Here is a 14,048-nt window from a genome sequence, read left to right on the forward strand (position 1 = left end):
GGGACTCAGCGTGTGCGAACGTCGGCGACGTCCGCGCTCGGCTCGGCCGTGACATCCGTGCGGTGGAAGTTCAGGTGCGACCGCGAGGCGGTCGGGCCGCGCTGGCCCTGGTAGCGCGAGCTGTACTCGCTCGACCCGTACGGTTTCTCGGCCGCCGACGACAAGCGGAAGAAGCACATCTGCCCGATCTTCATGCCCGGCCAGAGCTTGATCGGCAGCGTCGCCACATTGCTCAACTCCAGCGTGACGTGCCCGGAGAAGCCTGGGTCGATGAAGCCCGCGGTGGAGTGGGTGAGCAGGCCGAGTCGGCCGAGTGAGCTCTTGCCCTCCAGCCGCGCGGCGATGTCGTCGGGCAGCGTCACCAGTTCGTAGGTGGAGCCGAGCACGAACTCGCCGGGGTGCAGTATGAACGGTTCGTCGGGCTTGGCCTCGATTAGACGCGTCAGGCCCGGCTGGTCTTCGGCCGGGTCGATGAACGGATACTTGTGGTTGTCGAACAATCGGAAGTAGCGGTCCAGTCGCACGTCGATGCTCGACGGCTGGATCATCGCCGGTTCATATGGCGCCAGGCCGATTCGCTGCGCGCCGAGTTCCGCCTTGATGTCGCGATCCGAGAGAAGCACGATGCCAGCCTACCGGCGAGGTCTTGGTACGATGACATGGTTACGGATGCCGCAGAGTACGCGACCCCGTCACGCGCGGATGTAGTTCAATGGCAGAACTTCAGCTTCCCAAGCTGATAGCGCGGGTTCGATTCCCGTCATCCGCTCTCTTTTCTCAGCCGCGACCGCGCCGGTGCCCGCCCTCGCCACTCGCACCGCGCCCGCACCGCGCCCGCGCCCCGCACGACTGTGAGGGCGCGCCCGCGGAGCCGCACGCTCCCCCACTATGGGGTTCTTGTCCTCACAAATGAGGACACGTATCGTCATGAATGCGGGAACTTCGAAACCCGAATAAGAAGTGGCCGCGCACGCCGAGTCCCCCTGCGCCGCCCTCTCTTGGGAATCGCAGGGGGCTCTGGCTTCGCCTCCAGCGACATCGAACGACTTGTCGGCAAACCGCCTCCCCAACGCACGAGGGTGCCTATGCTCAAGTCATGGCTGATCTGCCTCATTCCCACTCCGTCTACGACTACGACGGGCACACGCTCACCCTGATGTACAGCGAGGACAAGGCCGGGGTGTGGGAGGTCTACGACGGCGCGACATACCTCGGCATTGTGCTGCAGGCCGAGGCCGGCACCGAGCACGGCTATGCGACGCGGTTGCCGGGCGAAGAGGACGACGACCGCGACGACGATTCCACCGACGACTGGCGCGCCGCCGTGCAGTATCTCGTCGACACCGCTTAGGCCAACTGGGCTAGTCTCTCGAGGTGACCGACCCGACCCTCCGCCTCCCGGCGACTACCTTCCGCGCCGTCCTCAACCTGGGCGTGACACCGATCGGCGGCGCGGCACTGCCGGCCCGCTTCCAGAACCCTGACCTCGACGTGGAACTGCACGATGAGCCCGGCGACGAGTTCGCGGCGTTCTATCTGGAGTTCCCCGACGGTAAACTCCATGCCGAAGTCAGCGCCGACCAGCTCGAGTACCACTACCACGACGCCGACGACGAGTTCAGTGAGGCGAGCCCGTGGCCGGCCGACGACACTGCAGCCCTGCTCGACTGGACGACGAGGCTCATCGCACATGTGCTGCCACGCCTTCCCGATCTCCTGGTCGACATCGACGAAGCCGCAGAATGGTGCGACCTCGGCTTGCCCGTCTATGCGCGCGACTACGATCCCGTTCCGCTGGAGATCATTGAGGTGGAAGTCGAAGGAGATCTCCTCATGCTCCCGTGGCTCGGCGCCGGGTATGTGGACCACGCGCACCTCGACGGAGCCGATGAGCCGATCGCACTTCTCTGGAACCCGGAGCACGAGCTGGCCGACCGCCCGATCGCGAAGGCGTGGCTCGACGGGGAAACGGGGCACCCGGCGTCGGCGGCGGAACCCGGGACCGACTGGGCGGCCGTGGGCCTGCCGGAGGCCGAGGTACTCGCGTGGTTCGAGGGGTTCTATCTCAACCACCAGGTCATCGCGGACCCCGCCGACCTCATCCGCTCGGCAGCATTGAAGCGCATCGGCGGGCTCGACCGCTGAACGGGCGGTGGCGGGAAGGCTGAAGGGATCAGGCCTGGACTCCCGAGCCGCCGGCCACGACGTACGACCACAGTTCGCTGCTGACTCCGACGTGCGCCGGCGCTGCCCCGCCCGAGCGCTCGGCGTCACCGCGGTGACCGTGCCCGAAGGCCGGTGAATTCACCCAGGCCTGGAACGACTCCTCGCTGTCCCATCGGGTGATGACAAGCCACGTGGTCCTGTCATCCGTGGGCTGGAGGAGCTCGAAGCCCTCGAAGCCCGACTGCCCGTCCACCGCGCCGGCGCGGGAAGCGAAGCGCCGTGCAAGTTCGTCGCCGCTGTCGGCCGGCACGGTTATCGCGTTGATCTTGATCACAGTCATTGAGTGTCCCTTGGTTGGTCGAGGCCGTGCACGATCGCCTCTGAAATAGCCTCCAGCTGCAGCAGTTGCTCCGGCGTGAGCGCATCGACGACGTAGCGACGTACGGCCTCATCATGGTAAGCGCGAGCCTGGACGGCCAGCGACCTCCCGGCTTCGGTGATGCTCACATCCGTTCCACGGTTGTCCACCGAGCAGTCCCGGCGGATGACCAGGCCGCGTTCTTCCATGCGACGCAACTGGTGCGAGAGGCGGCTCTTCTCCCATTCCAGCCCGCAGCGCAGCGCGAGGGCGCGAACGGAGTCTCCCGGAGCCTCCAGGAGTGCCCACAGGATCTCATAGTCCGCGTCTGAGACGCCGGCATCCCGCGCGAGTTCCCGGCCGAGTCGCCCGCCGAGCCGAGCCCGCATCCGCTGGTAGCTCGCCCATGACGCAGCCTGGGTGTCGGTGAGCTGCGACGTCAGGTCGGTGGCGATCATGCGACCACTCTAGTTGATGCGTCATCCAAACCGGCTATAGTGGTTGACGGATCAACCGAAAGAGGAGACTTCTGGATGGCAACAATCGGCATTCTCGGCGCCGGACGGGTGGGGTCGGCGATCGGCCGCACCGCCCTCGCGGCCGGATTCAAGGTCACCATGGCTGCGTCCGGAGCGGCGGAGGACATCCAGTTGCTCGTCGACATCGTGGTTCCCGGCGCCAGGGCCATGACCGCAGCGGATGCCGTTGCGAGCGCTGACGTCGTCATCGTTGCTGTCCCGCTGCACAAGTACCGCACCGTGTCCCCGGAGATGCTGGCCGGGAAGATCGTGATCGACACCATGAACTACTGGGCGCCAGTGGACGGCACGCTCGACGACTTTGAGGCCGGGTCCCGCACGAGCAGCGAAGTGATCGCAGACCACCTCGCGGCGTCTCGCGTCGTGAAGACGCTCAACCACATCGGCTATCACGAACTCGAGTCCGACAACACGCCGAGCGGCACGGCGGGGCGGCGCGCCCTCGCCGTCGCCAGTGACGACACGGATGCCGCGATGACGGTCGTGGGCATCATCGACCGGTTCGGGTTCGACCCGGTCTACAGCGGCCCGCTCGCCACCGGCGCGGCGTTCGAGCCCGGCACCGTCATCTTCGGCGGCCCGCACACGGTCGCCGACCTGCGGCGCGAGTTCGACCGCGCCGACGTCATCGTGCCGGCGGCATGACCATGGAGATCGGTGCGTACAGCTTCGGCGACACCCAGCGCAACGCGGACGGGAGCCTGCGGTCGACAGCCGAGGCCATCCGCAACCTGTTCGACGCCATCGTGCTGGCTGACGACGCGGGCCTGGACTACTTCGCCGTCGGAGAGCACCACACCCTCGACATGCCGGCCTCGTCACCCGGAGCGATGATCTCGGCCGCCGCCGGTGCCACCCGGCAGATCACACTCGGCAGCGGCGTCAGCGTCATCAGCACCGACGACCCGGTGCGCGTCTTCCAGCAGTTCGCCACAGCGGATGCCGTCTCAGGGGGCCGGGTGGAGATCACCGCCGGCCGCGGATCGTCGGTGGAGTCGTATCCGCTGTTCGGCTACGACCTGCGCGATTACGACCGGCTCTACGAGGAGAAGCTCGACCTGCTGCTGGCCATCAACCGCGGGGAACGGGTCAGCTGGGCGGGTTCCGTGCGTTCGGCGCTGGACGACCTGCTGGTCGTGCCCCGGCCGGCCAACGGATCGCTCCCGATCTGGGTGGGCACCGGCGGCAGTGCGCCGTCGTCAGTGCGAGCCGGCAAGCTTGGCGTGCCGGTGTCCTACGGGATCATCGGCGGTCAACCGGCCCGCTTCGCGCCCCTGGCGGAACTGTACCGCCGTTCCGCCGCGCAGGCCGGTCACACCGAGAACATCAAGGTCTCCGTGGCCGCGCTCGGCCTCGTCGCGCCCACCAAGAAGGAAGCGCTGGACCGCTTCTACCCAGGCTGGCACAACCTCAACATCGAGATGGGCAAGCTCCGCGGCTGGCCGGCACCCGACAAGCGCCACTTCGACATCCAGGCTGAGGCGCCCGGCGCCTACTATGTCGGGGATCCGGATGACGTGGCCGAACGCATCGTCGACCTTCACCGGCACATGGGCCACATGCGCCACTTCCTGCAGATGGACCTCGGCGGCCTGCCGCAGGACCATTTCCTGGAGTCGATCACGCTGCTCGCCACCGAGGTGAAGCCACGGGTTGAGCGGTTGCTCGCGCGGCGCTAGTCTCCCGGCGGGTAACGCCGCTGTTCTTTCACTACCGGCTGGCGTTGAATGAGGGCATGGCAACCACAGTCGCAGACCAGCTCATCGGCCAACTCCAGCAGGCGGGTGTCCGCCGGATCTACGGGATCGTCGGCGACAGCCTGAACCCGATCGTGGACGCCGTACGACGAACCGGCGGATCTGCCAAGGGCGGAATCGACTGGATTCATGTTCGGAACGAGGAGGCCGCCGCCTTCGCCGCGGGAGCGGATGCTGGGCTCACCGGTGAGATCGCCGTCTGTGCCGGCAGCTGCGGGCCCGGGAACCTGCACCTGATCAACGGCCTCTACGACGCCCATCGCAGCGGCGCGCCGGTTCTCGCGATCGCGAGCCACATCCCGAGTTTCGAGATCGGCAGCGAGTACTTCCAGGAGACCCACCCCGACCGCCTGTTCGTGGGCTGCTCCAACTACCGAGAGCTGATCTCCACGGCCGCGCAGGCTCCGCGAGTGGTCAACTCCGCGCTGCGCCACGCAATCAGCCTCGGCGGCGTGGCCGTGATCAGCCTCCCGGGGGACATCGCCGAACAGGGCGCCGTCGGTGCGGCACCGGACCTGGTGCGCCCGGGCACCCCGGCGCTGGTTCCGGCCGACGCCGACGTGAAGGCCCTCGCCGATGCCATCAATGGCGCGACGCAGGTGGCCATCTTCGCCGGCGCCGGCGTTGCCGGCGCGCACGATGAGGTGGTCGCCTTCGCCGACCTGCTCGCGGCGCCGGTCGGGCACACCCTGCGGGGCAAGGAGTGGATCCAGTACGACAACCCGTTCGACGTGGGGATGACCGGCATGCTCGGCTACGGAGCCGCGCATGACGGGATCCACGACGCGGACCTGCTGATCCTGCTGGGCACTGACTTCCCCTACGACCAGTTCCTGCCGGACGGCGAGAACGAGCGGATCGCCCAAGTGGACACCAAGGCCGAACACCTCGGCCGGCGCGCGAACGTGCACATCCCGGTCCACGGCGACGTGGCGTCCACGATCGCCGCCGTGACCCCCCTGATCGCTCCGCGCACTGATCGGCGCTTCCTTGAGAAGACGCTCAAGCGCCACGACCGGCTGCTGAACAGCGTGGTCGGCGCCTACGCGAAGAACGTCGACAAGAAGGTGCCGATCCACCCGGAGTTCGCGGCATCGTTGCTCGACGACCTGGCGGCGGAGGACGCCATCTTCACGGCCGACACCGGCATGTGCAACGTCTGGCAGGCCCGCTACATCAACCCGAACGGACGGCGCCGCATCATCGGTTCCTTCCTGCACGGCTCGATGGCCAACGCGCTCCCACAGGCCATCGGCGCGCAGCTCAGCCATCCCGGCCGGCAGGTCATCTCGATGTCCGGCGATGGCGGGCTGGCCATGCTGATGGGCGAGTTGGTCACGATTGCCCACTACAAACTGCCGGTGAAGATCATCGTGTTCAACAATTCAACCCTCGGCATGGTCAAGGTCGAGATGCTCGTGGACGGCTTCCCCGATTTCGGCGTGGACGTTCCCGCCGTCGACTATGCGGCGGTGGCCAACTCGCTCGGGATCTTCGGGCAGCGGGTGGAGAAGCCCACGGACATCCGTTTGGCCCTCGAAGCCGCACTCGCGTACGACGGGCCGGCGCTGGTGGACCTGGTCACCGACCCGCTGGCACTCTCGCTGCCTCCGACGATCTCCGGGGAGATGGTGCGCGGCTTCGCGCTGGCGGTGTCGAAGGTGGTGATGAACGGTGGCGCCGGCGAAGCCGTCAAGCTGGCCAAGAGCAACGTGCGGTTGATCCCGGGTCGTCGCTGACCTGCGGTCAAGCCCTGGCCGGGGCGGTCAGTCGCCGTGCACGTCGTGGAGGTGATGCACCGGGTCGTGCAACAGGTACCGGCCGAGCGTCACCACGGTGAACACCGCGCCATCGCTTCGTCGTCCGGGGCGCTGCCGGTCCTCGGGGCGCACTGACGCGAAGGCGTCGGCAACGGATGCTGCCGCCTCGCCGAGTTCGTCCGCCACGCCGGCCGGGTCCTGCTCGTTGTACCGTTCGTCGATCGCCGTTTGGTCCTGGTCCCAATTGGGAAACCGCGGGTTGTCTTCGGCGAGCATCAGGGCCAGCCGCTCCGTGAAGATGCGGAACACGTCGCGCACATGCGCCCCGTATTCGAGCGGGGACCAGGTGTGGTCGTCCGGCCGCACCGCGGCATCCGCGCGGTCGAGCACCGGTGACCAGGCGGCCGCATTCTCACGGAGCAGACGCGGGATGTCGTCGAACGCCACCGAACCGGCGTCGAAGCCGCACTCCGGGCAGCGGCGCGTGAGCACCCAGGTCCAGTCCTTGCTGTCGGGGGTGATGGCCATGACGACAGCCTAGGGCCGGCGCGTGACGCCCGTCGAGGGCGCGGACTCGTTACGGAGCCGGGGCCGGGGCCGGGGGCGGCTGACAGACGGCGCCGGCCTGCATCTGCTGCACCATCTGCTCTTCCGACCAGGGAAGCTCGAGCTGCGGCGCTGTTTCGGTGCCCTTCGCCGGTTCCTTCGACACTATCGCGGCCAGCCGCTGCGCGAGGTGCTGCACGAAGGCCGCGCCCGCGTTGGAGTTGTTGAGCATCACGACGACCGTCAAGCCGCTTTTCGGTTCGGCGAACGCGGCGGAGAGGAATCCGGGAATGGCGCCGGCGTGGCCACGTAGCGGCCCGATCTGCTGCACCCCGAGACCATAACTCTCCGACGATGCGGAGTTGGCGCCGAGTGGCACGGTCGCCCATTGCGCCTTCGCAGACTTGCTGGAGACCAGGGCGCCGGCGGCGAGTGCCTGCGCCCAGGTCTTGAGGTCCCCGACCGTCGAGACCACGCCGCCGGCGACCCATGCCATGGAGGGAGAGAGCCGGGTGTCATCATGCACGACGTCGCAGACCAACTGCCGGGATGGGTCGAGGGCAGAGGCGTACCCGTGAGGATGCGGCCCGGGGACCTCGATTTCGCCCGATCCGGGGAACGATGTTCCGGTCATCCCCAGCGGGCCGAAAATGTAATGGTCATAGAGGGAGGCCCAGTCCTGGTTCGTCGCTGCCGACAGTGCCAACCCGAGCAGGATGAAACCGGTGTCCGAGTCGGCCCACGCGCCGCCGGGCTCGGATACCCGGTTGGCGGCGAGGCCGCTGGAGACCACCTCGAGCGGCGGCCACTGCCGGGTCGGGTTGTTCACGAACTGGCCGGCCAATTCGGGGCGGTAATCGGCGAGGCCGGAGGTGTTCTGGCACAACTGGCCGAGCGTGATGCCGTCGATGCCCGGCATCCGTTTGAGGTACATCGTGACCGGGTCGCTCAGCTTCACCCGCTGCTCGTCGACCAGCTTCAGCAGCACGGTGCAGGTCATGGCCCGGGTGCTCGATGAGGCGCGGAACCGCATGTCCGTGCTCAGCGGCTCGGTGCCGCCGATGGTGGTGGTGCCGGGGGAGACCAGCCATTGTCCGGCCCAGGGCGCCCACACGCCCGCGATCGCCCCGGATGACCCGCTCAACGTGATCGCCTCCTCCAGCGCCGCGTCGAGGCGGGCGGATACGTCGGTGGGGAACGGGGACTCAAGCTGCGGGCGGCCGTTGATCGTCGCATCCGCCGACGGGCTGCATCCGGAGAGCAGGAGGGCGACGGCGGCGGCGGCCGCGAGCACCGCGGTCAGGCGTCTCCTGCTGGCGCGGTCTTTCATGGCACCCCCGTGCTGAATCACTGTCCCCTGTATGTGGGATCCTACCCGGCACTGACGGAGTGGGCGTCGTGCCACGGGCTGATCAGCAGGTCACGATTCGCTACCGAATCCCACCAATCCGAACCGGGCGGCGACTCCGAACTCCCGACAAGCACACACCTGCCGGCCCACCCGGCACTGCGGTGCGAGAACACATCGATCACGGTTCTCCAGTCACCTGCGGGGCCGTGTCCCATTCAAGGAGGCACCTCATGCGCACATCACCCAACCGTCTGCTCGGAACCATATTCGGTGCGGTCTACCTGTTGGTCGGGCTCCTCGGCTTCGCCGTCACCGGCGGGGTCGGGTTCGTGGCCACCCAGGGCGGGCTGCTCCTCGGAATCTTCGAGGTCAACCCGCTGCACAACATCGCGCACCTGCTGATCGGTGCCGCGCTGCTGATCGCCGGGCTCTCCACGCCGTCGGCGGCCAAGGCCACGAACACGACGGTCGGCGCGGTCTATCTGCTGCTCGGCATCGTCGGGTTCTTCATCGCCAGCACGGCCCTGAACATCCTGGCCCTGAACACGGCCGACCACTTCCTCCACCTCGCCAGCGCCATCGTGCTGCTCGGGGTCGGGCTTGCCGCCGACAAGGTCGCGAGTACCCGGCGTCCCGCGGTTGCGTAGGCCGCTGTCGTAACGGTCACACCGAGGAGCACCCGATGACCGCCGTCCTCCGAATCTGGCTCGCCTTCTCCGCCATCGGCGCCGGCCTGATCCACGTGGCCGTCGGGGCGGGTGCTCCCCTCATCCTCAGCGTGACCCTGGTCGGGTTCGGCCTCGCCGAGCTCGGCTGGGGCGCCCTGGTGCTCATTCGCGCCCGGATCCTCGCCGGGGACGTCGTCCTCGGGGCGACGCTCATCCCGGTGGTCGTGTGGGCTGCGGCCAACACCCTCGGCAGCGGCTTCGGCGTTCCCGTCGACGCCGTGCTGCTGCCTCTCCTTCCGATGCTGGTGGCGTCGCTGTTCAACCTGTTCCTCGCCGGCTCGCTGGCGGTGCTGCGCCGCGGACGGGCGGACCATTCGGCCGACACGTCACCGGCCCATGCGTCACCGGCCCACACGTCACCAGCGGATACCGCGGCTGATCCGCAGGGATGGCGATTCCTGATCGGGCTGGTCCTGGCCGGCTTCCTGTTTGCCGGACTCACCACGCCGGCCCTGGCGGCGACGGATGCCGGATTGCACGCGGTCCCGCACGGTTCGCACTCGGTCCCCGGGCTGGAATTCCTGGGCGGCGGGCACGGTGGGCACTGACCGGGCGGGCGACGCCGGGGACGCTTTCCGCAGCATCCGCTGGGAACCCCGGTGTTACTCCGCGCGGGGAGTGGTCGTCATGAAGCGCTGCACGTTCTGGTCGACGATGATGTCCGCCGGGCGGAGCGGCCGGCTGAGATACAGGCCCTCGAGGCTCGTCAGCCGGCTGAGCGCGACGTAGGTCTGGCCGGGACTGAAGACCCGTGAGCCGAGGTCGACGATGGCGCGTTCGTAGGTGGCGCCCTGCGACTTGTGGATCGTGACAGCCCAGGCCAGCCGCAGCGGGAACTGGGTGAATTCGGCCACGACGTTCTTGCTCAGCTTCTTCGTCGTCGTGTCGTAGCTGTACTTGTACTTCTCCCACACCACCGGCTCGACCTCGTGCGTGTCCCCGTCGATGTCGACGTACACGGTCGAATCGATGCGCGTGACCGTGCCGATGCTGCCGTTGACCCAGCGCGGGCCGCCGCCCTCGTGGCCGGAGTCGTTCCGCAGGAACATCACCTGCGCGCCCACCTTGAGCTCAAGCGTCTCGTCGGCAGGGTAGGTGCGACCGCCGAAGTCGCCGGTGACGTCGGCCTTGGCCGACAGCGCTCGGCCGGAGAGGCGGGCCAGAGCGGATGCGTTGATCCGGTTCACCGAGTCGTTGCGCGTCGCCAGCGTGATGGCGCCCTCGGTTGGCGCGGGACGCGCGCCCATGGAGTTGAGGGCGCCGGCGATCTCGGCCGTGACCTGCCCGTGCCGCACCGCGTTCAGCATGTGCTTGAAGTCGGCGTCGTGCTGGCGATGAATCTCCCGCAGTTCGAAGATCCGCAGGTCGGTTTCCCGCCACACCCTGGCGTCGAAGAACCACATCGACCGGTAGGTGTCGGCGAAGTAGGCGCGCTCGTCGCCGTCGCCCGGAACCGGGGCCAGCTGGTACGGGTCGCCGAACAGCACGATCTGCACGCCGCCGAACGCGTCGCCCGGGCGCTGCCTGGCCTGTCGGAGGCTGCGGTCGATCGCGTCCATCAGATCGGCGTTGACCATCGAGACCTCGTCGATGACCAGGGTGTCGATGGCGCCCAGGAGCTTCCGCACCTCGTTGGACTGGTCGATCGGGTGGTCGGCGATCACGCCGATCGGCAGCCGGAACAGCGAGTGGATGGTCTGCCCGCCGACGTTCAGTGCGGCGACCCCGGTCGGGGCGGCGATCACGATCTGCTTGCTGGTGTTCCAGGACAGGTGGTTCAGCAGGGTCGACTTACCGGTGCCGGCACGCCCGGTGACGAAGACGTTCTGGCGCGTGCCTTCGATCGCCTGGAACACTTCGGCCTGTTCAAGCGACAGCGGGATTTCGGACACGGGGCACTTTCTGGCAACGGCGGTGGACATTCAACTGTAGCCGCCGCCGCTGGGTGCGGGTCGGCTATCCCCAGCCCCGTTTCGCGCTGCCCTGCCCGTGCGCCCTGCGCCGCCCGTGCGCCCCGCGCCCCGCCCACCGCCCTCCCCGCGCGCCCCGCCCACCGTCCTGCCCGTGCGCCCCGCTTCCGTGCCCTCCGCTTCCCGCACCCCGCCCCAGTTGCCGCCCGCTTCTCCTTCGCGCTGAGGATTCCCGCATGCGCGGATGGCCTGCCATCCGCGCATGGTCAAAACCTCAGCGCAAAGGTGAGGAGCGGTTTCCACAGGCAGCAAATCGCCGAGTTATCCACAGTTGTGACTGAGGCCGGCGGCCGGGGTCCGGTGATCCAGCAGGGTGTGTGACATGAGCACGTTTGAACTGGCCCGCGAGGCCCTGATCTTCGCATGCGACACCGGAACGCTCGGGCATGACGACGGGCGATTGAGCCGCGCTGCGCACCGCGGGATCCTCGTCCGCGTCAAGCAGGGCGTCTATCTTCCGATCGACATCTGGAAGGCCCTCGAACCGGTCGAACAGCATCGGCTCCGGCTCGTGACCGTCGAGCGACTGTCCGGACCCGGCCTCGTTTTCTCGCACGAGTCGGCTGCCGCACTAGTGGGGCTTCCGGTGCTCGGACGCTGGCCCGACAAGGCGCACGTGCTGCGGGAGTGCGCGGCGGGCGGACGCTCGAACGCAGGCATCAGCCGTCACTCTCTTGGCCTCGCGGGCGTTCCCATCAGCAGGGCCGACGGGCTCACTTTCACGGCGCCGGCCCGGACCGTCATCGATCTGGCGACAACGATGCCCTTCCTCTCAGCCGTCGTTGCAGCGGATGCCGCGTTGCGGGTCGACCGCCGAACCGGTCAATCGCTCACGACTCCCGCGGATGTGCGCTCCCTTTTGGACGCGATGATGCCGTTCCGGGGAATGCGGAAGGTCCTCTCGGCCCTGGACGCCGCGACATCGCTCTCCGACTCGGTGGGAGAGACGGTGTGCCGGCTGATCCTGCTGGAGCTCGGCTTCGCTCCTGCGGCGCTGCAAAGCGAATTCCGCGATGGCAGGGGCTTGATCGGGTACGTGGACTTCACCTGGCGACGCAGCCGCGTGCTGCTCGAGTTCGACGGCGCAGTGAAATACACCGACCCGCGGTATACGCACGGGCTGACGGTGAGCCAGATCGTGATGCGCGAGAAGAACCGCGAGAACCGGTTGCGCGCTCTCGGCTTCCGGGTTGTCAGGACGGACTGGCATGAGCTGCAGAACCCCGCCCTCCTGCTTCGGACGTTGCGCGACGCCGGGCTGGAGCCGGTCAACCCGACCACGATCATCCGCCGCCCCTGGCTGTGACGCCAGGTCACTAGCCGCCCCGCCCACCCAACCGCCGCGCCCCCCAACCGCCCCGCCCGCCCATCCCCTGCCCGTTCCTCCGCTGAGTTCCCGGCACGCCCCATTCCGTCACGCTGAGGATTCCTGCACGCCCCACTCCCTCACGCTGAGGATTTGACCACGCGCGCAGGGCAGGCCATCCGCGCGTGGTCAAAACCTCAGCGCGAGCGGGAAGGAGGCCCTCTCGCACCCGGCACACGGGCGCTCGGGCGCAGGCACGCGGCGCGCCGGGTGCAGGCACGCCGGGTGCCGTGGCGCGGACGCAGGGGCGTAGGGCGCGAGGCCGCCCGCGCAGGGGCGTAGGGCGCGAGGCCGCCCGCGCAGGGGCGTGGGACGCGAAACCACACGCACCCGCACACCCGCACACCCGCACTCCCGCACTCCCGCACAGGCGCACAGGCGCACAGGCGCACAGGCGCACAGGCGCACAGGCGGCCGACCGTAGGATGTTGGGGTGACCAACGGGGACGGCGTGAGGCGGCAGAGTCTGGCGCGCGTGCTCATCGGAGTCGTCATCGTCGGCGTGCTCCTGGTCGGAGCGCTGTTCGCGGCGGTCGGCTCACTCAACCGCGACGTCTACAGCGCCGGCGGATTCGTGCGCCAGTACCTCGACGCGCTGGCCCGGCACGACACGGCGTCTGCCCTCGCGCTGGAGGGGGTCCGCCCCTCAGACGCGCAACTGGCCGCCGCCAGCCTGCCGCAGGATCTTCCGGAGACACTGCTCCGGGCATCCGTGCTGGGATCCCTCACCGACATCGCACTCGTCAGCGACCGGGCGACCAAACCAGGACTCCACACCGTGAAGTTCGGGTTCACCCTGAACGGTGAACCCGGAGCGATGGAATTCTCCGTGCAGAACACCGGCACCTTCGCCGCCGTGTTCAACAGCTGGCGGTTCAGCGTGAGCCCGCTCGCGGTGCTGCAGGTGACCGTGATGCACGCGGCCGATTTCACGGTCAACGGCCTGTCCCTCGATGCGCGTGCGCACGCTCCCGCCGGCGCCCCGGCCACCTTCTCGAACCAGGCGGCCTACCTTGCCTTCGCTCCGGCCGCGTATTCCTTCGCGCATGAGTCGTCGCTGCTGACCGCGCCGAAGACCACGGTGCCGGTCACCGCCTCTGGCGCAGCGGATGTCACGGTGGACGCCGAGCCGAACGATGCGTTCGTCACACAGGTGCAGACCGAGTTGAACAAGTTCCTCGACGACTGCGCCACCCAGGAAGTTCTGCAGCCCTCGAATTGCCCGTTCGGCATCGACATCGACGACCGGGTGAAGGGCCTGCCCGCCTGGTCCATCGCGGAGTACCCGGCCGTGACGTTGGCCGCCGGTGAGACGACCTTCGACATGCCTGACACACCGGGCCGTGCCCACATCGTGGTCGTGGTGCAGTCGCTGTTCGACGGTGAGGTGAGCACCACGGACGAGGATGTGCCGTTCGCGGTGGGGCTTTCGGTCGCGATGAACCCCGACGGCTCGCTGCGGATCCAGCTGCACTAGCTGCACAGCCAACAGCGCCAACAGCGCCAA

General features: G+C 68.3%; 15 protein-coding genes and 1 tRNA gene. 10 read left to right on the forward strand and 6 right to left on the reverse strand.

The features are described 5' to 3' along the window. Positions 1–5 precede the first annotated feature (5 nt). Entirely contained in the window at positions 6–623 is a 618-nt protein-coding gene (dcd, locus tag AB4Y94_RS06475) for a dCTP deaminase (protein WP_441726364.1), read from the reverse strand. Between the two features lie 75 nt (positions 624–698). On the opposite strand from dcd, the gene AB4Y94_RS06480 reads away from it, so the two are divergent. From AB4Y94_RS06480 to AB4Y94_RS06490, 3 genes are all read left to right on the forward strand, one after another. Next, a tRNA-Gly gene (locus tag AB4Y94_RS06480) sits at positions 699–769 on the forward strand. 327 nt (positions 770–1,096) lie between these two features. Further along, positions 1,097–1,351: a hypothetical protein gene (locus AB4Y94_RS06485; protein WP_441726367.1), complete on the forward strand. Its 255-nt coding sequence runs from the start codon at positions 1,097–1,099 to the stop codon at positions 1,349–1,351. A gap of 23 nt (positions 1,352–1,374) precedes the next feature. Then, positions 1,375–2,145, forward strand: coding sequence for a hypothetical protein (locus tag AB4Y94_RS06490; protein ID WP_441726369.1), 771 nt, complete (start codon positions 1,375–1,377; stop codon positions 2,143–2,145). 28 nt (positions 2,146–2,173) lie between these two features. On the opposite strand, the gene AB4Y94_RS06495 is transcribed toward AB4Y94_RS06490, so the two are convergent. Together AB4Y94_RS06495 and AB4Y94_RS06500 are read right to left on the reverse strand one after the other, a co-directional pair. Next, positions 2,174–2,506 (reverse strand): antibiotic biosynthesis monooxygenase family protein, encoded by a 333-nt coding sequence (locus tag AB4Y94_RS06495; RefSeq protein ID WP_441726372.1) that lies wholly within the window; start codon positions 2,504–2,506, stop codon positions 2,174–2,176. After that, complete coding sequence (locus AB4Y94_RS06500; RefSeq protein ID WP_441726375.1) at positions 2,503–2,982, reverse strand: MarR family winged helix-turn-helix transcriptional regulator; 480 nt, start codon at positions 2,980–2,982, stop codon at positions 2,503–2,505. The genes AB4Y94_RS06495 and AB4Y94_RS06500 overlap by 4 nt, the downstream gene beginning before the upstream one ends. A 75-nt stretch (positions 2,983–3,057) precedes the next feature. On the opposite strand from AB4Y94_RS06500, the gene AB4Y94_RS06505 reads away from it, so the two are divergent. Genes AB4Y94_RS06505 through AB4Y94_RS06515 form a run of 3 tightly spaced genes read left to right on the forward strand, consistent with a single transcriptional unit; the run spans position 3,058 to position 6,559 of the window. After that, entirely contained in the window at positions 3,058–3,708 is a 651-nt protein-coding gene (locus AB4Y94_RS06505; protein ID WP_441726378.1) for an NADPH-dependent F420 reductase, read from the forward strand. Beyond that, positions 3,705–4,742 carry an LLM class flavin-dependent oxidoreductase gene (locus AB4Y94_RS06510; protein WP_441726381.1) on the forward strand — a complete coding sequence of 346 codons (1,038 nt, stop codon included), beginning with the start codon at positions 3,705–3,707 and terminating at the stop codon, positions 4,740–4,742. Before AB4Y94_RS06505 ends, AB4Y94_RS06510 begins: the two co-directional genes overlap by 4 nt. Positions 4,743–4,798: 56 nt before the next feature. Then, positions 4,799–6,559, forward strand: a complete 1,761-nt coding sequence (locus tag AB4Y94_RS06515; protein WP_441726384.1) for a pyruvate dehydrogenase — start codon at positions 4,799–4,801, stop codon at positions 6,557–6,559. 27 nt (positions 6,560–6,586) lie between these two features. Here AB4Y94_RS06515 and AB4Y94_RS06520 read toward each other — a convergent pair whose 3' ends face one another. Both AB4Y94_RS06520 and AB4Y94_RS06525 read right to left on the reverse strand, forming a co-directional pair. Beyond that, positions 6,587–7,108, reverse strand: coding sequence for a DinB family protein (locus AB4Y94_RS06520; RefSeq protein WP_441726387.1), 522 nt, complete (start codon positions 7,106–7,108; stop codon positions 6,587–6,589). A gap of 49 nt (positions 7,109–7,157) precedes the next feature. Next, complete coding sequence (locus AB4Y94_RS06525; protein ID WP_441726389.1) at positions 7,158–8,456, reverse strand: serine hydrolase domain-containing protein; 1,299 nt, start codon at positions 8,454–8,456, stop codon at positions 7,158–7,160. 251 nt (positions 8,457–8,707) lie between these two features. On the opposite strand from AB4Y94_RS06525, the gene AB4Y94_RS06530 reads away from it, so the two are divergent. After that, positions 8,708–9,124 (forward strand): DUF4383 domain-containing protein, encoded by a 417-nt coding sequence (locus tag AB4Y94_RS06530; RefSeq protein ID WP_441726392.1) that lies wholly within the window; start codon positions 8,708–8,710, stop codon positions 9,122–9,124. A 35-nt stretch (positions 9,125–9,159) separates the two neighbouring features. Next, positions 9,160–9,753: a hypothetical protein gene (locus AB4Y94_RS06535; protein WP_441726395.1), complete on the forward strand. Its 594-nt coding sequence runs from the start codon at positions 9,160–9,162 to the stop codon at positions 9,751–9,753. A 54-nt stretch (positions 9,754–9,807) separates the two neighbouring features. On the opposite strand, the gene AB4Y94_RS06540 is transcribed toward AB4Y94_RS06535, so the two are convergent. Then, entirely contained in the window at positions 9,808–11,097 is a 1,290-nt protein-coding gene (locus tag AB4Y94_RS06540) for an ATP-dependent DNA helicase (protein WP_441726398.1), read from the reverse strand. Positions 11,098–11,497: 400 nt separating this feature from the next. On the opposite strand from AB4Y94_RS06540, the gene AB4Y94_RS06545 reads away from it, so the two are divergent. Both AB4Y94_RS06545 and AB4Y94_RS06550 read left to right on the forward strand, forming a co-directional pair. Beyond that, positions 11,498–12,481, forward strand: coding sequence for a hypothetical protein (locus tag AB4Y94_RS06545; protein WP_441726401.1), 984 nt, complete (start codon positions 11,498–11,500; stop codon positions 12,479–12,481). A 493-nt stretch (positions 12,482–12,974) separates the two neighbouring features. Then, positions 12,975–14,018 carry a hypothetical protein gene (locus tag AB4Y94_RS06550; RefSeq protein ID WP_441726404.1) on the forward strand — a complete coding sequence of 348 codons (1,044 nt, stop codon included), beginning with the start codon at positions 12,975–12,977 and terminating at the stop codon, positions 14,016–14,018. Positions 14,019–14,048: the final 30 nt, after the last annotated feature.

The organism is Glaciibacter sp. 2TAF33, assembly GCF_052114945.1.
Lineage (GTDB): Bacteria > Actinomycetota > Actinomycetes > Actinomycetales > Microbacteriaceae > Cryobacterium.